This is a genomic window from Mycobacterium scrofulaceum, assembly GCF_001667885.1.
Classification (GTDB): domain Bacteria; phylum Actinomycetota; class Actinomycetes; order Mycobacteriales; family Mycobacteriaceae; genus Mycobacterium; species Mycobacterium scrofulaceum_C.
On record NZ_LZJW01000027.1, the window covers coordinates 1 to 16,900 of the forward strand.

Annotated in this window: 21 protein-coding genes, 1 tRNA gene and 1 pseudogene; 10 read left to right on the forward strand and 13 right to left on the reverse strand. The window is 69.8% G+C overall.

Features of this window, described 5'->3' with window-relative positions; genetic code table 11:
• Window positions 1-7 precede the first annotated feature (7 nt).
• Window positions 8-571 carry a hypothetical protein gene (locus A5681_RS02930; RefSeq protein ID WP_419866289.1) on the reverse strand — a complete coding sequence of 188 codons (564 nt, stop codon included), beginning with the start codon at window positions 569-571 and terminating at the stop codon, window positions 8-10.
• Window positions 572-701: 130 nt separating this feature from the next.
• Here A5681_RS02930 and A5681_RS02935 point away from each other — a divergent pair, with 130 nt between their 5' ends.
• Window positions 702-1,103: a hypothetical protein gene (locus A5681_RS02935; protein WP_067269214.1), complete on the forward strand. Its 402-nt coding sequence runs from the start codon at window positions 702-704 to the stop codon at window positions 1,101-1,103.
• Window positions 1,104-1,108: 5 nt separating this feature from the next.
• On the opposite strand, the gene A5681_RS02940 is transcribed toward A5681_RS02935, so the two are convergent.
• Window positions 1,109-1,495, reverse strand: coding sequence for a DUF3060 domain-containing protein (locus tag A5681_RS02940; protein ID WP_067269216.1), 387 nt, complete (start codon window positions 1,493-1,495; stop codon window positions 1,109-1,111).
• A gap of 57 nt (window positions 1,496-1,552) precedes the next feature.
• Here A5681_RS02940 and A5681_RS02945 point away from each other — a divergent pair, with 57 nt between their 5' ends.
• Window positions 1,553-2,572, forward strand: coding sequence for an NADP-dependent oxidoreductase (locus A5681_RS02945; RefSeq protein WP_067269218.1), 1,020 nt, complete (start codon window positions 1,553-1,555; stop codon window positions 2,570-2,572).
• Window positions 2,573-2,725: 153 nt separating this feature from the next.
• Window positions 2,726-3,556 (forward strand): glycoside hydrolase family 16 protein, encoded by an 831-nt coding sequence (locus A5681_RS02950; RefSeq protein WP_067269220.1) that lies wholly within the window; start codon window positions 2,726-2,728, stop codon window positions 3,554-3,556.
• On the opposite strand, the gene A5681_RS02955 is transcribed toward A5681_RS02950, so the two are convergent.
• Together A5681_RS02955 and A5681_RS02960 are read right to left on the reverse strand one after the other, a co-directional pair.
• Window positions 3,557-5,074, reverse strand: coding sequence for a glycosyltransferase family 39 protein (locus A5681_RS02955; protein ID WP_067269222.1), 1,518 nt, complete (start codon window positions 5,072-5,074; stop codon window positions 3,557-3,559). It abuts the gene before it with no gap.
• A 56-nt stretch (window positions 5,075-5,130) separates the two neighbouring features.
• Complete coding sequence (locus tag A5681_RS02960; protein ID WP_067269225.1) at window positions 5,131-5,358, reverse strand: hypothetical protein; 228 nt, start codon at window positions 5,356-5,358, stop codon at window positions 5,131-5,133.
• Between the two features lie 110 nt (window positions 5,359-5,468).
• On the opposite strand from A5681_RS02960, the gene A5681_RS02965 reads away from it, so the two are divergent.
• The 3 genes from A5681_RS02965 to A5681_RS02975 are packed head-to-tail and all read left to right on the forward strand — an operon-like array spanning window position 5,469 to window position 7,189.
• Window positions 5,469-5,777 carry a hypothetical protein gene (locus tag A5681_RS02965; RefSeq protein WP_067269227.1) on the forward strand — a complete coding sequence of 103 codons (309 nt, stop codon included), beginning with the start codon at window positions 5,469-5,471 and terminating at the stop codon, window positions 5,775-5,777.
• A gap of 49 nt (window positions 5,778-5,826) precedes the next feature.
• Complete coding sequence (locus A5681_RS02970; RefSeq protein ID WP_231996200.1) at window positions 5,827-6,507, forward strand: GAP family protein; 681 nt, start codon at window positions 5,827-5,829, stop codon at window positions 6,505-6,507.
• Between the two features lie 10 nt (window positions 6,508-6,517).
• Entirely contained in the window at window positions 6,518-7,189 is a 672-nt protein-coding gene (locus tag A5681_RS02975) for a GAP family protein (protein WP_067269243.1), read from the forward strand.
• Here A5681_RS02975 and A5681_RS02980 read toward each other — a convergent pair.
• Window positions 7,165-7,950, reverse strand: coding sequence for a hypothetical protein (locus tag A5681_RS02980; protein WP_067269231.1), 786 nt, complete (start codon window positions 7,948-7,950; stop codon window positions 7,165-7,167). The genes A5681_RS02975 and A5681_RS02980 overlap by 25 nt on opposite strands.
• 28 nt (window positions 7,951-7,978) lie before the next feature.
• On the opposite strand from A5681_RS02980, the gene A5681_RS02985 reads away from it, so the two are divergent.
• Complete coding sequence (locus A5681_RS02985; RefSeq protein ID WP_067269233.1) at window positions 7,979-9,469, forward strand: bifunctional phosphatase PAP2/diacylglycerol kinase family protein; 1,491 nt, start codon at window positions 7,979-7,981, stop codon at window positions 9,467-9,469.
• On the opposite strand, the gene A5681_RS02990 is transcribed toward A5681_RS02985, so the two are convergent.
• The 4 genes from A5681_RS02990 to A5681_RS03005 form a co-directional block, all read right to left on the reverse strand.
• Window positions 9,466-10,857 (reverse strand): FGGY family carbohydrate kinase, encoded by a 1,392-nt coding sequence (locus A5681_RS02990; RefSeq protein ID WP_067269235.1) that lies wholly within the window; start codon window positions 10,855-10,857, stop codon window positions 9,466-9,468. The genes A5681_RS02985 and A5681_RS02990 overlap by 4 nt on opposite strands.
• On the reverse strand, window positions 10,854-12,254 hold the full coding sequence (locus A5681_RS02995) for a mannitol dehydrogenase family protein (protein WP_067269236.1): 1,401 nt from the start codon (window positions 12,252-12,254) through the stop codon (window positions 10,854-10,856). The genes A5681_RS02990 and A5681_RS02995 overlap by 4 nt, the downstream gene beginning before the upstream one ends.
• Before the next feature lie 20 nt (window positions 12,255-12,274).
• Window positions 12,275-12,619, reverse strand: a complete 345-nt coding sequence (locus A5681_RS03000) for a DUF732 domain-containing protein (RefSeq protein WP_067269244.1) — start codon at window positions 12,617-12,619, stop codon at window positions 12,275-12,277.
• 130 nt (window positions 12,620-12,749) lie between these two features.
• Window positions 12,750-13,094: a DUF732 domain-containing protein gene (locus A5681_RS03005; RefSeq protein WP_067269237.1), complete on the reverse strand. Its 345-nt coding sequence runs from the start codon at window positions 13,092-13,094 to the stop codon at window positions 12,750-12,752.
• A 302-nt stretch (window positions 13,095-13,396) separates the two neighbouring features.
• Here A5681_RS03005 and A5681_RS03010 point away from each other — a divergent pair, with 302 nt between their 5' ends.
• A complete protein-coding gene (locus A5681_RS03010) occupies window positions 13,397-13,942 on the forward strand; it encodes a hypothetical protein (RefSeq protein WP_067269238.1) in 546 nt (181 codons plus the stop codon).
• Window positions 13,943-14,141: 199 nt separating this feature from the next.
• Here A5681_RS03010 and A5681_RS03015 read toward each other — a convergent pair whose 3' ends face one another.
• Window positions 14,142-14,963: a L,D-transpeptidase gene (locus A5681_RS03015; RefSeq protein WP_067269240.1), complete on the reverse strand. Its 822-nt coding sequence runs from the start codon at window positions 14,961-14,963 to the stop codon at window positions 14,142-14,144.
• A gap of 177 nt (window positions 14,964-15,140) precedes the next feature.
• On the opposite strand from A5681_RS03015, the gene A5681_RS03020 reads away from it, so the two are divergent.
• Window positions 15,141-15,371, forward strand: coding sequence for a DUF4926 domain-containing protein (locus A5681_RS03020; RefSeq protein WP_231996199.1), 231 nt, complete (start codon window positions 15,141-15,143; stop codon window positions 15,369-15,371).
• Here A5681_RS03020 and A5681_RS03025 read toward each other — a convergent pair.
• Together A5681_RS03025 and A5681_RS03030 are read right to left on the reverse strand one after the other, a co-directional pair.
• The gene (locus A5681_RS03025; RefSeq protein ID WP_067269242.1) at window positions 15,360-15,605 is read right to left on the reverse strand and encodes a hypothetical protein; all 246 of its coding nucleotides are present in this window, start codon (window positions 15,603-15,605) and stop codon (window positions 15,360-15,362) included. The two genes, A5681_RS03020 and A5681_RS03025, sit on opposite strands and share 12 nt — an antisense overlap.
• Window positions 15,606-15,655: 50 nt before the next feature.
• Window positions 15,656-15,729, reverse strand: a tRNA-Gly gene (locus A5681_RS03030).
• Between the two features lie 185 nt (window positions 15,730-15,914).
• Here A5681_RS03030 and A5681_RS03035 point away from each other — a divergent pair.
• Complete coding sequence (locus A5681_RS03035) at window positions 15,915-16,571, forward strand: hypothetical protein (RefSeq protein WP_197498494.1); 657 nt, start codon at window positions 15,915-15,917, stop codon at window positions 16,569-16,571.
• A gap of 97 nt (window positions 16,572-16,668) precedes the next feature.
• Here the strand turns inward: A5681_RS03035 and A5681_RS26260 are convergent.
• A pseudogene (locus A5681_RS26260) lies at window positions 16,669-16,900 on the reverse strand (dCTP deaminase); the annotation flags it as partial.

Below are 16,900 nucleotides of genomic sequence, written 5' to 3' on the forward strand. Positions count from 1 at the left end.
GTCAAGCTCAGCGAACCGGCCTCCCGCTGAGCCGCGCCGTCCCTAGCACGCGAAAACTCGCCGCCACGGCCCGGGTGGCGACATTGACGCGCGGATTTTGCGGCTGCTCGGACGTCGGACGATCGGAGGTCAGCGAAACCAGCACGACACCGGCGGTGACGGCGGCGATGCCGGCCAGCGCGCTACCGGCGAGGAACATGGGCCGGCGCCGGCGCGGGACGACCTGGTCCTCGTCGGCGACGGCGCTGTAGGCCAGGGCCTCGGCGTCGGCGTTGCCCCAGACGTCGAGGTACGTCGGGCCCAGCGGTCGCGGGCTCACCTCCCCGGTGCCGGGGTCCAGCGCGTACGCCAGGGCCGCCGTGGACGAGGCGAACAGCGGCGCGTTCGCCGACGCCAGCGCCGCCCCGCGGGCGAGCGCCATCTCCGGCTCCTCGGGGGCCGTCACCTCGAGCGGCGCCGCGGCCTCGAGCGCGGGCTTGAGGGGCACGATGTCCGCGCCGCAGCCGATCAGGAACACGCCGTCCGCGCGGGCACCCCGTGCGCCCAGCCACCGGTCACGATGTACCTGCACTTCCCGTTCGTCACCGTGCCGATCCCGATCACCCCGCCGCCCCCGCCGGCGCCCCCGCGGTAAGGACGTGGCGCGCGAGTGCCAGTGCGCGCACACTGGGCGGTGACGGCACGAGCGGCAAGGAGGTCGCGTGGGCGAATACGGTGCGTTCGGGTTTGATCCCGACGAATTCGATCGAATGATCCGCGAGGGCAGCGAGGGGCTGCGCGACGTGTTCGAGCGGGTCAGCAAGTTTGTCGCGGCCCCCGGAGCCAGGTCCGGGTGGTCGTCCATCTTCGAGGACCTGTCGCGGCGGCCCCGCCCCCAGCCCGAGACCGCCGGCGAGGCGGGCGACGGCGTCTGGGCCATCTACACGGTGGACGCCGACGGGGGCGCGCACGTCGAACAGGTCTACGCGACCGAGCTCGACGCGCTGCGGGCCAACAAGGACAACGTCGACCCGGCGCGCAAGGTGCGGTTCCTGCCGTACGGCATCGCGGTCAGCGTCCTCGACGGCGATTCGCAGGACGACGAATCCACCGAGGCGCCGTAGGGGCGTCAGCCCTGTTGGACGACGTTCGCGCTACCCGAGTTGGTGATCTTCGGCGTGCCCGAGTGGTAGGTGATCTTGTTGCTCAGGCCGGACACGTCGATGCTGTCGACCGCGTCGACGGTGATCCCGTTTTGCACGCCGGTCACCGAGAGGCTGGCGCAGTGACCGCTGATCACCACCGTGTTGGACACGCCGCTGACGTCGACGACGTTGTCGTTGCAGGCGATCGTCCGGTTCTCGCCCATCCCGGTGACCGTCACCTCGCTGCCCGGCGGCGGCTGGAAGGCCTGGCCGGCGGGTTGCGCGCTACTCGCTTCGGATGCCCGCGCCGCGTCGGCGAGCGGGCGTTCGAGTTCCCGGATCCGATCCTCCGGGTCGTCGTTTGCTGCCATGGGTTGAATATGCCATTCACCCGGGCGATTTCGGCGGGTTCGGTAGTTTCTTGCATCGTGCCCGAGTTGCCGAACCGTCAGGTCCTCCTCCGCCGCCGCCCCACCGGGCTCGTCCAGCCGGACGACACCGAGCTGGTCACCACGCCGGCGCCCGAGCCCGCCGAGGGTGAGGCGCTGCTGCGCACCACCTACGTCGGGATCGACGCGGCCGCCCGGACCTGGCTCGACGACCAGCCCGGCTACCTTCCGCCGGTGCAGCTCGGCGAGGTGATCCGCGCCGCGGGGATCGGCGAGGTGGTCGCCTCGCGCTGTGACGCCTACGCCGTCGGCGACGTCGTCACCACGCTGACGGGGTTCTCCGAGTACGCGATCATCCGCGACGACCTGTTCAGCACGCCGATCCCCGGCGAGGACGACCAGCTGGCGATCATGTCGGTGTACGGGCCGACGGGCGCCACCGCGTATTTCGGGATGACCGACATCGGCCGGCCGAAGGCGGGGGAGACGGTCGTGGTCTCGGCGGCCGCGGGGGCCACCGGGTCGGTGGCCGGGCAGATCGCCAAGATCGCCGGCGCCCGAGTGGTGGGCATCGCGGGCGGACCCGAGAAGTGCCGGGCGGTGGTCGAGGACTTCGGCTTCGACGCCTGCATCGACTACAAGAACGACGACCTCGCGGCGGCGCTCAAGCAGCACTGCCCGAAGCGCGTCGACGTCTACTTCGACAACGTCGGCGGCCCCATCCTGAACGCGGTGCTGGGCCGGTTGGCCCCGCACGCTCGGGTGGTCCTGTGCGGGGTCATCTCCAGCTACCTCACCGGCGAGCACCCCGGTCCGGCCAACTACGTGAACCTGCTGTCCAAGACCGCGTTGATGCAGGGGTTCAACGCCCTCGACCAGTGGGGCCGCTTCGACGAGGCGTTCGCGGCGCTGCGGCAATGGGAGGCCGAGGGCCGGCTCAGGCACCGGGAGACCATCTTCGACGGCATCGAGTCCTGCGTCGACGCCCTCAACGGGCTGTTCACCGGCGTCAATATCGGTAAGACGCTGGTCAAGCTCAGCGAACCGGCCTCCCGCTGAGCCGCGCCGTCCCTAGCACGCGAAAACTCGCCGCCACGGCCCGGGTGTGGCATGCGCGGCACCCCGGCGCGTGGTTTCATAACACCGTTTGCAAAAGTTGCTCAGGGGTATCGCGGTAGATCGGAACCGCCTTTCACGATTGGTGGGTTGTAGATGGATCGTCGCAGCATGATGTTGATTTCGGGGCTGGGCATGCTGGGCGCTGCGATGCGGCTGCCGGGCGCATGGGCCACCCCGTCGGCGCCGCAGGCTCCCCCGTCGGCCGGTCCCGGCGGTCCCTACATCTTCGCCGACGAGTTCGACGGCCCCGCGGGCTCGCCGCCCGACCCCGGCAAGTGGACGATCCAGACCTGGCAGGACGACGTGTTCCCACCGGTGGAGGGCATCTACCGCAACGACCGTCAGAACGTGTTCGTCGACGGGCACTCCAATCTCGTCCTGTGCGCCACCCACGATCTGCTGAGCAACACCTATTACAGCGGCAAGCTGCGCGGCAACTTCCGCAGCATGATCAACCAGACCTGGGAGGCGCGGATCAAGCTGGACTGCCTGTATCCCGGCCTGTGGCCCTCGTTCTGGGGCGTCAACGAGGACCCGCTGCCCGACGGCGAGGTGGACATCTTCGAGTGGTACGGCAACGGCCAGTGGGCCCCCGGCACCACCGTCCACGCGGCATCCAACGGCAAGACGTGGGAAGGCAAGTCGATCCCCGGTCTGGTCGACAGCAACTGGCACACCTGGCGAATGCATTGGGGCGAAGAGGGATTCGAGTTCGCGCGGGACGGCGCCGAGTACTTCAAGGTGCCCAACAAGCCCATCCACGTCGCCGGCGGCGCCCCCGACGATTTCCGGTGGCCGTTCAACATTCCCGGCTACTGGATGACGCCGATGTTCACGCTCGCCGTGGGCGGTGTCGGCGCCGGTGACCCGGCGGCGGGCACCTTCCCGGCCTCGATGCTGGTCGACTACATCCGCATCTGGTGACTACCGCTGCGCTTTGAACACCTGCACCAGGTTGAACTGCCAACGCTCGACGAGCCGGAAGCCCAAGTCGTGCGGTACCGCGAACGCGGGGGTCGCCCCGTAGACCGGTCCGGGCGGGATCGCCGGGCCGCGCTCGTGCGCCGGCTGTGACGGGTCGGCCTGGGTGATGATCCACACGACGCCGCACTGGCTCAACGGTTTCGCGACAACCTCGGGGATCAGATTGGTGTCGAAGACCTCGTTGCGGTCGGTCGCCCGCTGCCACAGCGTGAGGTCGACCAGCTTGCGGTAGGCGTCCGGGCGCGCCGCCAGCAACGGGCGCATCGGGGCCGGCATGAACGTCACCGTGTCGTTCACCAGCAGGCAATCGCCCGGTGTCGCCTGCGCGGTGATCAGATCGGCCACCTGGCTGTAGTCCATCCCGTACTTAGCGTACGGATTACGCTGCGCCCGAACGTAATTGGGTGCGGCAGCGATGGCGAAAAGCGCGACGAGGACCGCCGTCAGCCAGGGCCGGGCGGTGACCGCCGCGGCGCAGGCGCCCAGGATCAGCGCCATGCCCGGCGCCGTGAAGGACAGATAGCGCGGGGTGTAGATCGGGTGCACCAGCGCCGAGTAGGCCACGATGGCCGCGGTCGGCAGCGCGAGCCACGCCACCGCGAGGGCCAGCAGCTGTCCGTCGGAGGGCGCCAGGGGCGCGGACTTGCTGAGCCACAACACGATAGCCGCCGCGATCACCAGCGCCGACAGCACGGCGAACGGGGGGCTGCGCTCGAAATACTGTTGGACCACCACGTCTTCCAGCGTCCGGCGGCCGATCGGCGCGATCCAGCTGATCTGGTGCGCTTGCCCGGCGACCGTCACCAAGAAGGGCGCCATGGCGCCGACCCCGATGGCCGCCGCGATGGCGAACCGCAGTAAAACCCTTCTCGTGCAACGGGACGCGACCAGCAGGGTGAGGTGCGCCGCGACCATCAGCGCCAGGTACACCTCGAGCGCGATCGATGCGGCCAGGGCGACGGCGTAGGCCGTCCAGAGCCAACCGGTGTCGCGGCGCGCGGCAAGCACCAGCAACACCGTCAGCCACACGGCGGCCATCATCGACAGCGCGTAGGGGCGGGCCTCGATGCCCGCCCATGTCGTCCGGGGCAGGATGGCGCAGAAGACGCCGGCCGCCACCGCGACGGTGCGCGACGAGAACTGCTTGCCCAGCACCACAATTCCGGCGGCGGCGCCGCCGACGGCCAGGCCGCTCGGAACGCGCGAAGAGAACTCGGTGGGACCGAAGACCTGGAACCAGGCGTGCATCAGCAGGTAGTACAGGCCGTGCACGGCGTCGACATTGCCCAGCATCCGCCACAGCTGGGCAAGCGACCGGCTGTATGCGGCCGAGATGGTGGCGGCCTCGTCGTACCAGAACGACGGGCGGCCCGCGCCGCCCAGACTCACCGCGACGGCGAGCAGCCCGACGAGCAGCGGGTCCAGCGCGGCCGACGGGCGGCGAAGCGGGTTCCGCACGCCGCTATGGTGCCAGAACCCGATCGGGTTCCCGCCGCTGGTCGCCTACGGCTGGGTCAGTTGAGCAGCCAGACGTGCCAGAAGCCGTCGGAGCCCTGGCGGCAGTCCCAGTGGGTGTAGAGGTGGTCGTTGTGCGTGATCTCGACGTTGGGGGCGTCCGCCTCGCAACCCGCCAGGCTCGAATAGTTGCCCTCGACCTCCACCTGGTCGGCGCCGGCAACGCCCACCCCGGTGGTGAGCAGCCCGGCCAACGCCAATAGGCCAGCGGCGCAAGCCATCTTCATCTTCGACCTCCCCTTGTTAGCTGAGCCGACTATATCCACCGGCCCGGCTGCGGGGTCGGAAATGGGGAACTCGCCGATCCGGGCCGCCTATTCGAACGTATGATCGATCGATGGGGCAGTTCGCGTCCATCGGGTACAACGGCCAGCCGGTCCGCAGCCCGTTCCGGGTAGTGCGGCCACCGCTCCCGGTCCTGGTGGACCTGACGGTGCTGTTCCCGCGCGAGCCGCACCGCTCCGGCCGGTATCAGCCCAACGGTCTGCAACTGCACAAGGTCGTCGAGGGGCTGCTCAGCTGCTGGGGCCTCTGCGAGCAGGGCGACTGGTGGGGCCTGGTCACCTATCCGGTCGCCTACGGCTCCAAGCGCAAGACCGTCACGCACTGGGTGCCCGCCTGGACGTTGCGCCGAAAGCCGTTCTGAGGGCGGCCGTTCCGCCGGACCCATGCGGGCCGGGCATGCCGGTGCGATGATGCTGCCCGTGGACGCAAGTTGGGGTTCGGTGCTCACCAAGCTCGTCGCGCTGGCGGCGGTCATCGCGCTCTCGCCGATCACGGTCGTTCCGGCGGTGCTGGTCCTGCACGCGCCGCGGCCGCGCCCGACCAGTCTCGCCTTCCTCGCCGGATGGGTGCTGGGTCTGGCGGCCCTGACCGCCGTGTTCGTCAGCGGCTCGGGCCTGCTCGAGGGCCTGCACAAGGCGCCACCGACCTGGGCGTCGTGGGCGCGCGTGGTGCTGGGGTCGGCGCTGATCGCGCTGGGCGGATACCAATGGCTGACCCGGCATCGGCACGGCAGCATGCCGCGCTGGATGCGCTCGTTCGCCACGCTGACCCCCACCCGCGCCGGTGTGACCGCGGCGGTGCTGGTCGTGCTGCGGCCGGAGGTGCTGATCCTGTGCGCGGCGGCCGGCCTGGCCGTCGGCAGCAGCAGCCTCAACGCGGCCGGGCAACTGCTGGCCGCCGCGGTGTTCGTCGTCATCGCCGCGTCAACCGTCGCCATTCCGATATTGGCGTACGCCGGCGCGGGCGAGCGGCTCGACGATCCGCTGGAACGCCTCAAAGTCTGGATGGAGGAAAACCACGCGACGCTGCTCGCCATCATCCTGGTCCTGATCGGTTTGATGGTGCTCTACAACGGGATTCATGCCCTGTAGATTGCTGCCCATGGCAGGCAGCTGGAGCACCGTGCTCACCGGGCTGGTTCCGCTCGGACTGGTCATCTCGCTCTCGCCGCTCACGGTGATCCCGGCCGTGCTGGTGCTGCAGGCGCCGCGGCCGCGGCCGACCGGCCTGGCGTTTCTCGCCGGCTGGGCGCTGACCCTGGCGGCGCTGACCGCGGTCTCCGTCGCGGCCTCCCACCTGCTCGGCGGCCTGGACAAGTCGCCGCCGCGATGGTCGTCGTGGTTGCGCGTGGTGCTGGGGTCGGGGCTGATCGTGTACGGCATCTACAAGTGGCTGAACCGGCACGGTCACGCCGAGTCGCCCGCCTGGATGCGGTCGTTCGCCACCATCACCCCGGGCCGGGCCGGGATCATGGGGGCGGTCCTGGCGGTGGTGCGGCCGGACGTGGTGCTCATCTGCATCCCGGCCGGGCTGGGCATCGGCACGGCCGGGCTCGGCCTAGCCGGTGACTGGGTGGCCGCCGCGTTCTTCGTCGCCATCGCGGCGTCCAGCGTCGCCATCCCGATCCTGGCCTACGCCGCGGCCGGCAGCCGGCTCGACGACACGCTGGCGCGGCTCAAAGACTGGATGGACCGCAACAACGCCGCCCTGCTGGCGGCGGTCCTGGTCCTGATCGGTGCGATGGTGCTCTACCACGGGATCGACGCCCTGTAGCCGCCGTCGGTCAGCCCCGCGTCCTCCTCGAGCCGGTTGACCGCGCCGAAGGCGTATTCGCGAACCAACTCCCGGCCGTAGTCGCGCAGCATGCCCGCGTAGCCCTTCGTGGCCCATTGCCGGCAGTGCCGTTCCTCGTGGTGCAGCACCCGGTCCAGGTCGAGGCGACTCTGGACGGGCGTCCCGTCGGCGCGCAGGTACCACGCGTGCCCGGACTCGACGATCCGGCGAAGCCATCCCGCGGGGTCGGCGACCGCGCCGAGGTTGACCATGAAGATGTCGCCCCAGGTGGTGCCGCCGCGCCGGCAGAATTGGCGTTGGATCCAGTTGCCGCCCAGCCCTATCAGGATGCCGTTCGGCGTGGCGACGAGCCGCCCGCCGTTGCGGTCCACGAACCTGACGTCGCGCGTGTAGCTCCAGCGGTTTGCCTTCTGCCGCAACATGATACGAGTGACCTCCGCGGCGCCGTACGGGGTCGGTGGGAAGTCGGTGCGCCACGCCCCCTTGGTGCCGTAGCCGGTGCCGGCGTTCAGCACGTAGGCGCACAGCACCGCCGCGCGGGCGTCGGCACCGCCGGCGCCGCGGGGCAGGAGGAAGAAGGACTTGCCGTCCGGATCCCTGATCTCCGCCGACTTCCCGAGCGCGCGGAAGCTCTCCGGGGTGATGGCGTGGCGGCGGGCGATCTCCGCGACGACGTCGGGGGCCACGCCCCGCCGCGCGGCGTTGTCCCGCCATGCCTGGAAGTAGCCCGATGCGTCCATGTCCGCCAACCAATTTAGGGTGTAGCGAATGGACAGGTGGCCCCGGCGACGCGCGCGCGGCATCAATCAGATCACCCAAGGCCTGGGCACCCTGGACCGGGAGATCTTCGAAGCGATCGCCGAGACCGACACCCCGCTGCTGGACGCGATCATGCCGCCGCTGACCCGGGCCGCCGACAACTCCAAGCTGTGGTTCGCCATCGCCGCGGCCCTGATGGCCTCGGGCAACAAGAGCGCGCAGCGAGGCGCGACGCGCGGCGTCGTGACGCTCGCGACCACCAGCCTGGTCACCAACCAGGTCGCCAAACGCATCCGCCGCCGCCCGCGTCCCGGATACGAATTGGTGCCGTTGGTCAGGCAGGTCCGCCGCCGGCCGACGTCGAACTCCTTTCCGTCGGGGCATTCCGCCAGCGCGGCCGCGTTCGCCGTGGGGGTCGGCCTGGAAAATCCGATGCTGGGCTTCGGGCTGGCGCTGCTGGCCGGACTGGTCGGGCTGTCGCGGGTGGCGACCGGCGCGCACTACCCGGGTGACGTCGTCGCCGGGTTCGGCATCGGGGCCGGTGTGGCGGTGCTGGGCGGTCGGCTGGTTCCGCCGATCGTCGAGACCGCCCTGCCGAAGACCGAACCGCTTCGCGTCCCCGCGCCCGAACGGCCGGACGGCGCCGGGGTGGTCTTGGTCATCAACCCCGAATCGGGCAGCGGCACCGGGTCGCGCGTCGTCGACGAGGTGCGCAAAGCGCTGCCGAGGGCGGACATCCGCGAGCTCGGCCCCGACGACGACCCGCAACAGGTCCTGCGCGACGCCGCCGCGCACGCCGAGGTGCTTGCCGTCGGCGGCGGCGACGGCACGGTGGCGGCCGCGGCGGGGGTGGCCATCGAGGCCGGGCTGCCGCTGGCGGTGTTCCCCGCCGGCACGTTCAACCACTTCGCGAAGGACATCGGCTGCGACACGGTGGCCAAGACCGTCGACGCGATCCGCCGGGGCAGCGTGGCGTGCGTGGACCTGGTGTGCCTCAACGAAAGTCAGATGGTCCTCAACACGGCGAGCATCGGCGCCTACCCGGCCTTCGTGCAGCAGCGCGAAAAGCTGGAGAAACGCATCGGCAAGCCGCTGGCCGGGCTCTACGCGATGCTGCACACGCTGCGCCGCGACGAGCCCATCCGCATCTCCTACGACAACAAGACGCTGCTGACGTCGCTGTTCTTCCTCGGGAACTCGCTGTACCTGCCGACCGGCTTCGCCCCGTCGCGGCGGACCCGCATGGACGACGGCCTGATTGACGTCCGGATGCTCGAGGCCGGACGGCGGTGGTGGCGGACCAGGATCCTGACCGCGCTCGCGCTGGGCCGGCTGGAGCGCAGCCCGCTGTATCACGAGCTGCAGGTGCCGGAGTTCGCGTTCACCGCCGTCGACGGCCCGACGGTCATCGCGTGCGACGGCGAGGTGGGCGACGAATACGAAAAGGCCAGCTTCTCCGCGAAATACCGGGTGCTCCCGGTGTTCCGCCCCTGCGACTAGGCGCCCTCGGTCAGGTCCCGCACCCGCGCATAGCGCTCGTGCACCTGCGGCGTCGGGTCCGCGGTGTAGTCGTCGGTCCGGGGGCGGGCCCACGCGGGCGGTCGCGCCGCTCCGCTCAGGGCCCAGGCCGCCTGCCGCGCCGCGCCCAACGCAACGTACTGTCCCGGGGCGGGCACCGACACGGGCACGCCGAACACCGCGGGCGCGATCGCGCGCAGCGCCTGCGACGCCGCGCCGCCCCCGATCAGCAGGACGCGGCGCGCGACCACGCCGTGCGCGGCCAGGTGGTCGAGGCCGTCGGCGAGGGCGCACAACAGCCCCTCCACCGCGGCCCTGGCCAGGTTCGCCGGCGTGGCGTTCGCGACCCGCAGGCCGTGCAGCGCGCCGGAGGCGTTGGGGCGGTTGGGGGTTCGCTCACCCTCCAGGTAGGGCACCAGGACCAGCCCCGCGGCGCCCGGCGGGGCGGACAGCGCGAGCCGCGACAGCCCGTCGTGGTCGACCCCCAGCATCGCGGCGGCCGCGTCCAGCACCCGGGCGGCGTTGAGCGTGCACACCAGCGGGAGATAGCGACCGGTTCCGTCGGCGAACCCCGCGACGAAGCCCGCGTCGTCGCGGACCGCGTCGGCGGTCACCGTGGCCACCACGCCCGATGTCCCGACCGACACGATGACGTCACCCTCGTCGGCGCCGAGGCCGAGTGCCGCGGCGGCGTTGTCGCCGAGACCCGCGCCGAATGTGGTTGTGCCGCTTGCGGTTGCGTCCGCGGGGCTCAGCACGGCGGGTAGCTGTGGCCGGCGGCCGCGCATGGCCAGCTCGAGGAGGTCGACGCGGTAGGCGCCGCTCGCGGCGTCGTAATAGCCGGTGCCGCTGGCGTCGCTGCGGTCGGTGGTCAGCGCCGCGATGTCGGTGTCCCCGCGCAACCGCCAGGTCAGCCAGTCGTGCGGCAGGCAGACCGCCGCCGTGCGGTCCGCGTGCCCCGGCTCGTGGTCGGCGAGCCAGCGCAGCTTGGCCACCGTGATCGCGGCCAGCGGCACCACGCCGACGGCCCGGGCCCACGCCCCCGGGCCGCCGAGCTCGTCGGTGAGCGCGCGCGCCGCGTCGGCCGAGCGCACGTCGTTCCACAACAGTGCGGGCCGCACCACCTCGCCCGTCGCGTCGAGGCACACCATGCCGTGCTGCTGCGCGCCGACCGCGATCGCCGCCACGCCGTCCAGGCCGCCCGCGGCCGCGATCGCCGCCCAGGCGGCGGATTCCCATGCGGCAGGGTCGATTTCGGTCCCGTCGGGGTGGTCGGCCCGGCCCTCTCGGACCACCTCGCCCGTGGCCGCGTCACAGATCAGCACCTTGCAGGACTGCGTCGAGGAGTCGATGCCGACGACCAGCGTCATTCGCCGGTCCCGACGAGCGCCCGCAGCGTGGCGCGCGCGCCGCGGCGGTGCAGGGAGTCCAGCGCCCACAGGTAGGGCTCGAGGAAGCGAGGCTGGTCGGCGAGGTCGCCGAACACCGCCCGGTTGGCGAGGAACGCGGCCGGGTCGTCGCGCTGGGAGCGGGCGATGGGGACGAGCGTGTGGGCGAGCCGGTCCACCACCTCGATCGGCTGACCGTCTTCGTCGACGCCCTCGGCGTAGCGCGCCCAGCTCGCGACGATCGCCGCGGACAGCCGGACCGGGCCGCCGTCGCGCAGGTTGTCGGCCACCACGGGCAGCAGCCATTTGGTGATGCGTTCCGACGAGTCGGCGCACAGCCGGGCCACCGTGTCACGCACGTAGGCGTTGCCGAAGCGGGGGAGGAGCCCGTCCTTGAAGTCGGCCAGCCCGGGGACCGGCGTGAGCGTGGGCATCGCCTCGGATTCCAGGTAACGGCGCAGGAGTTCGGCGATCAGCGGGTCGTGGGCGGCCTCGTGCACCAACCGATACCCGGCCAGGTAGCCGAAGTAGCACAGGCACTGGTGGCCGGCGTTGAGCAGCCTCAGCTTCATCGCTTCATACGGCGCGACGTCGTCGACGAGCTGGACTCCCGCCTTGTCCAGTGGGGGCCGGCCGTCGGCGAAATCGTCCTGCAGCACCCACATGGCGAACGGTTCGGCGGTCACCGGCCAGGCATCGCGCACGCCGAACTCTGTGTGCAGCCCCTCGATCGCGGCCGGGGTGGTTGCCGGGGTGATCCGATCGACCATCGAGTTGGGGAACTTGGTGTGCTCGCGAATCCATTGCGCGAGTTCGGAACTGAGTCGTTCGGCGTACGACGTGAACGCGTGTCGCGCAACGCCGCCGTTCTCGACGATGTTGTCGCAGGACACGATCGTGGGGGAGGGCAGGCCGCGTTCGCGCCGCCGGTTGAGCGCCTCGGCCACCAACGGGTACACGTCGCTCAGCGGCGGGTGGTAGCCGCCTTCGGTGATCGTGAGCGAGACGATCCGGGTGGTCGGGGCGGCGAGCAGCTCGACGACGGCCTCGGGATCGTCTGGCGCGTAATGAAAGTCGACGATGGAGCCGATGACACGCGGCTCCCGGGTGCCGTCGGGGTGTGCGAGGACCAGCGTGTACAGGTGGTCCTGGGCGCGCAGCACGTCGCGCATCCGTTGGTCACCGGGCAGCACGCCGACCCCGCAGATTCCCCAGTCCCGGGCGAGGCCGTCGCTCAGCAGCCTGTCGATGTACATCGCCTGATGGGCGCGGTGAAAGCCGCCGACCCCGAAATGCACGATGCCGACTGAAATTTGGCCGCGGTCGTAGGCCGGGACGGGGATGCCGAGCGCGCTCAGGTTACGCGCGCTCAGCTCCATCCCCGGAACTTAGCTCACCGCTAAGCGTTCGGGCACAGATCTCGCAAGGCGAAGATCACGACGTCCGCGGCCTGGCGGCCGTTGATCCCGCCGGTGCCCTGGTCGGCGTCGGAGCGTTGGATGGCCAGGCCCTCCAGCTGTTGCGGGGACGCGCCCCAGGAAAGCTGTTGGCACAGGTCCGCACCCATCTGCAGCAACGCGTCATCGCCGCCGTTGACGGCGTGGATGCCCGCATTGTGCAGGTCGTTGATGAAGGCAGTCCCGTCGGCCCGGGCCGGGCTGGCCCAGACGATGCCCGCGGCCAGAAGTGGGCCCCCTGCAAGGGCTGCGCCCATAAACCGGCCATAAGGCCGCTGTGCTGCCATCGAAATCGTCTCCTTCGTCCCGTGCCCGAATCGCGGATGATGCACTTTTACACGAAAGCGCCGCCGAACACGCTGGGGAAGATAAATCCCGATGATGAATTGTGGGCAAAGACCGATGGCCGGGTGACCGCTAGGCGTCCGGGCAGAGATCGCGCACCGCGTAGAGGACCACGTCGTCGGCCTGCTGCGGGGTGATGCCGCCGGCGCCCTGCCGGCTGTCCGAGCGCTGCAATGCCAGACCCTCGATCTGCGACGGAGGGGCGCCCCACGACAGTTGCTGGCAGACGTTCAGGCCCATCTGCACCAGCGCCGCGTCACCCCCGCTGACCGCGTGGATCCCGTTCTTGTGCAAGTCGTTGACGAAGGTGGTCGCGTCGGCCTGCGCCGGACCGGCCAATGCGACCCCGGCCACCAGCAGGGGCCCACTCAGTAGCGCTGACTTGATGAATCGGCCATAAGCCCGCCGTCCAGACATGGCGATCCTCCTCTACTCGTTCACCTTCCGTTCACCTCTATAGAACCTTCAAGACATGTTGGATCGCCAAAAATTCCCTGAGAACGAGCTGCGGAAATTTTCGATCGGCGAGGTGAAAACGCCGCCTCGGCCGGCGCTTTTCCCCTGCCAAGTCCGCTCCCGGCTCGTGACGCCCTTGTGACGTCACCATTTGGATACGGCGCGGTGCGGCGCGTCCGGTGTTTCGTGTCGCCTGCCCACAATTGGCTCGTTATCTGCTGCACCAGATATGTGAGCGCGAATTAAAAGGAGAGTCGGCGCTGATGGCGATCGTCGATCGGTTCAACATGAAAGTAGTTGCCAGCCTTGGGTTGTGCGGAGCCGCACTTGCGCTGAGCCCGGATGCGGCGGCCGCTCCCCTGAAGACGGGCGGGTACGCCTGCGTTCAGGGGCAGGCGGGCGAGGTCGGGGCGCCCCTGGCCGGTGGGCCGGGCGCCGCGGGCGCCGCGGGCGGAGCGGCCGCAGCCGGCGGCGCGCCGACCGCGGAGATCTGCGCCGCCAGTGCGCCGCTCACCGACATGGCCGGTGTCCCGTTGGCCGTGCCCGGGCCGTTGCCGGTGGGCGCTCCCGTGCCACTGCCCCTGGGTGCTCCGCTGCCGCTGCCGTTGGGTGCACCGTTGCCCATCGCGCCGGTGGTCCCCGCCGGGGCCCCGCTGGTCGCCCTCGGTGGACCCCTGGCCGCCGGTGCGCCCCTCGAAGGCGCCCCACTCGTCGACATGTCGGGGGTCAAGGACGCCCCGACCGGTCCCGCGCCGAGCGGCGGCCCCCAGCCCGGTCAACCGGTTGCGCCCGGACCCTCGGGGCACTGAGACCTATCCACAGAACGGGCCCGCTGGTTTCGGCCGGCGGGCCCGTTTGTTATGGGCGTCTCAGCCGTGTGGGTGACCCGCCCGCCGAACGTGAAGTTAGTTTCACAGTCGACCGCGAGCGTGAAACCAACTTCACGCTCGGCGGAGGTTACCGCGGCGAAAAGCCATCGGGCTCAGAGCGATTGAATGCGGGGACCGCTCAGGACGGCGGCCGTTCCCACAGGTCTTGCTTGACGATCACCGGGTCGCCGACATCGACCGTGTTGTAGTACCACTCGGCGTCTTCGGGGCTGAGACTGATGCAGCCGTGGCTGACGTTCTCCAGCCCCAGTGACGGCACCGCCCACGGGGCGGAGTGCACGAAGAGGCCTCGGTTGGTGATCCGGACGGCGTAGTCGACGTTGAGCATATAGCCGTTGGGGTCGTCGACGGGGATGCCCACGCTGCTCGAATCCATAAGCACCGAGCGCTCTTTCGACAAGACCGTGTAGTTGCCGACCGGCGTGGGAAACTCGGGCCTGCCCATCGACGCGGGCAACACGCCCTCTTCGCCGAAGTGGGGTCGGTGGTGCGGAGTGGGCGGTGGGGCCGCGTCGACTCCGTCGACGCTCACCTTGAAGGTGTGGTCGGTGATGTTGGCGATGCCGACGACCTTCGGGCCGGTCTTGAATTCCGTAGACCGGCCGTCGACCGCCAGCGCCACCGTGCTGTGCGCCGGCCAGTAGTGGTCCGGAACCCACTGCACGACCTTGTTGTCCAGCCACTCGAACTTGCCGGTCATCGCGGGCGTCGATTTGACCCCGATGGCGCGCTCGGCGGCGTGCCGATTCGCCACCGGCGCGTTGAACGTCACGATGACGGGGTGGGCCACGCCCACGGTCGCGTCCCGCGCCGGCAGGATCGACGTGACGGCGAATTCATGCGGCTGGTTGGCCGCCGCCACGCTGGTGCCCGTCGGCCCCGCAACCACGCTTACAGCGATCCCACCCACCGCAAGAACACACCGAACGACCGCTCGCATGGCTCCGATTCCTTTTAACTGACATAGTTGTAATAGGAGGATCGTAAATCCCCGATGACCAGCGGAAGCGCAAGGGCGCGTTAGCATTTGGTCAAGCCTCGGTCACGGTTCGGCCACGGGGGTTTAGTTCGAGAATGCGGCCCTGCGCTGGGCCTTCGAACCGACGAGCGGAGGACGGTGAGACCTCAGGAATTCGACGTGATCCGGCTGCTGCGCCCCCTGCCCGAGCATGACCTTCCAGCCGGTTTCCGAGGGACCGTCGTCATGGACTACAGCAAGGATGCGAACGCGGAGCTGCAGCCCGCCTACGAGGTGGAGTTCGCCGATGCCGACGGCACCACCCAAGCCTTGGTCACGCTGGGCGAAGATGACCTGGAAGTCGTGTGGCGACCGGCTTCAGGCTCGTAGACCCCGGCCGGTTTTCTCATCCTCGTCGTCCCAGTGGGCCCATTCGGGAAGCGGCGTACTGGGCATGGCCCCATGAGCCGACGCCTCGTAGCCGGGTTGGGTGCGGGGCCCTTTCCGCCGGGGATCCGCCCTGTTGGCCCGCGAGCGCCGCACCGCGCGGACGGTCAGCACGGCGGTCCCGCCGACGATGAAGGCGACCAGCGCGACCTTGAGGACGAGCAATAGTAGGTCCATGTCTTCGAGGTTCCTACAGCTTCGTGCCTGACCCGTACCGCTTGTCAAAGTGGAGCCGATGACGGGAATCGAACCCGCGTATTCAGCTTGGGAAGCTGATGTTCTGCCATTGAACTACATCGGCGCTCTCGCCAACGAAGGCTAGCATCCGAGGTGGCGTCCGTCGGGCGGATAGGGCCCCCCGGCCTCGGCCCGGCCGGCGCCGTCCGAGCCCGGCGGTGAAATGCGAACGCCGGTAAACGGGCCGCTCATGCGCGAATTCCGAAAGCGATGTTTATTCTTTCGTGATCATGTCGTAATGTGCCTGGGGTGGGTCGGCACAGCTTAGCCAAGAAGCGCCGTAAATCGCCGCTGCTCCTGGCAGGGGCGCTGGCCCCGGCTGCGGTGTTCTTCGCGGCGGCCGGCGATGACGCCCCTTTCGTGCCGCGTCCCGTCGCGCAACCCGTTATTGGCGACACTTCAGCGTGCTGCTTAGAAATCGTGCCGGCAAAGCCGGTGGGGATTGTGCTGGCGTCGGATGTGTCCCGCGGCGACGGCGTCGATCCGCCCCTCGCCGCGTCCAGGTACCACACCCGATCCCGGTTCCTGCCGGCCGGGCTCACACCTGAACAGGGCCTGCAGGTCAGAACCATCCTGGTTTCGCGCAGCATCACCGCCAAATTCCCCCAGATCCACGAAATGGGTGGGGTGCGACCGGATCCGCTGCCCTGGCATCCCCTCGGGTTGGCGATCGACGTGATGATCCCCAACCCGCAGAGCGCCGACGGCATCGCCCTGGGCGACGAGATCGTCGCTTACGTGATGAGTAACGCCAAACGCTTCGGGATCCAGGACGCGATCTGGCGCGGCGTCTACTACACGCCGGGTGGCGCGCAACCGAGCCGGCTCGGGCACTACGACCACGTCCACGTCACCACCACCGGCGGGGGCTACCCCAAGGGTGGGGAGATGTATCTCGCCGACTGATCGCGCGACGGCAAGCAGCGGATAGGCTCGTCGCGTGCTGCTCTCCGATCGTGACCTCAGGGCCGAAATCACCGCCGGCCGGTTGGGCATCGACCCGTACGACGACGCCCTGGTGCAGCACGAACGGTTCGCCGTCCACGGGTTCGACCAGTGTCGTGAGCTCGTCCTGCTGCTTGGCGGGGTCGATGTGGGTGTAGCGGGTGTTGTTGAAGACGCGGAACATGCAGTCCAGGCGGACGTCGATGCTGGACGGCTGCACCAGGGCGTCGTCGTACGGGTCGATGCCCAACCGGCCGGCGGTGATTTCGGCCCTGAGGTCACGATCGGAG

Bases quoted from the DNA above. Each gene is read 5' to 3' on its own strand.
- A5681_RS02940 (WP_067269216.1), bottom strand. From the start codon at position 1,495: ATGGCAGCAAACGACGACCCGGAGGATCGGATCCGGGAACTCGAACGC.
- A5681_RS02950 (WP_067269220.1), top strand. From the start codon at position 2,726: ATGGATCGTCGCAGCATGATGTTGATTTCGGGGCTGGGCATGCTGGGC.
- A5681_RS02960 (WP_067269225.1), bottom strand. From the start codon at position 5,358: ATGAAGATGGCTTGCGCCGCTGGCCTATTGGCGTTGGCCGGGCTGCTC.
- A5681_RS02965 (WP_067269227.1), top strand. From the start codon at position 5,469: ATGGGGCAGTTCGCGTCCATCGGGTACAACGGCCAGCCGGTCCGCAGC.
- A5681_RS02970 (WP_231996200.1), top strand. From the start codon at position 5,827: ATGCTGCCCGTGGACGCAAGTTGGGGTTCGGTGCTCACCAAGCTCGTC.
- A5681_RS02975 (WP_067269243.1), top strand. From the start codon at position 6,518: ATGGCAGGCAGCTGGAGCACCGTGCTCACCGGGCTGGTTCCGCTCGGA.
- A5681_RS02980 (WP_067269231.1), bottom strand. From the start codon at position 7,950: ATGGACGCATCGGGCTACTTCCAGGCATGGCGGGACAACGCCGCGCGG.
- A5681_RS02985 (WP_067269233.1), top strand. From the start codon at position 7,979: ATGGACAGGTGGCCCCGGCGACGCGCGCGCGGCATCAATCAGATCACC.
- A5681_RS02990 (WP_067269235.1), bottom strand. From the start codon at position 10,857: ATGACGCTGGTCGTCGGCATCGACTCCTCGACGCAGTCCTGCAAGGTG.
- A5681_RS02995 (WP_067269236.1), bottom strand. From the start codon at position 12,254: ATGGAGCTGAGCGCGCGTAACCTGAGCGCGCTCGGCATCCCCGTCCCG.
- A5681_RS03000 (WP_067269244.1), bottom strand. From the start codon at position 12,619: ATGGCAGCACAGCGGCCTTATGGCCGGTTTATGGGCGCAGCCCTTGCA.
- A5681_RS03005 (WP_067269237.1), bottom strand. From the start codon at position 13,094: ATGTCTGGACGGCGGGCTTATGGCCGATTCATCAAGTCAGCGCTACTG.
- A5681_RS03010 (WP_067269238.1), top strand. From the start codon at position 13,397: ATGGCGATCGTCGATCGGTTCAACATGAAAGTAGTTGCCAGCCTTGGG.
- A5681_RS03015 (WP_067269240.1), bottom strand. From the start codon at position 14,963: ATGCGAGCGGTCGTTCGGTGTGTTCTTGCGGTGGGTGGGATCGCTGTA.
- A5681_RS03025 (WP_067269242.1), bottom strand. From the start codon at position 15,605: ATGGACCTACTATTGCTCGTCCTCAAGGTCGCGCTGGTCGCCTTCATC.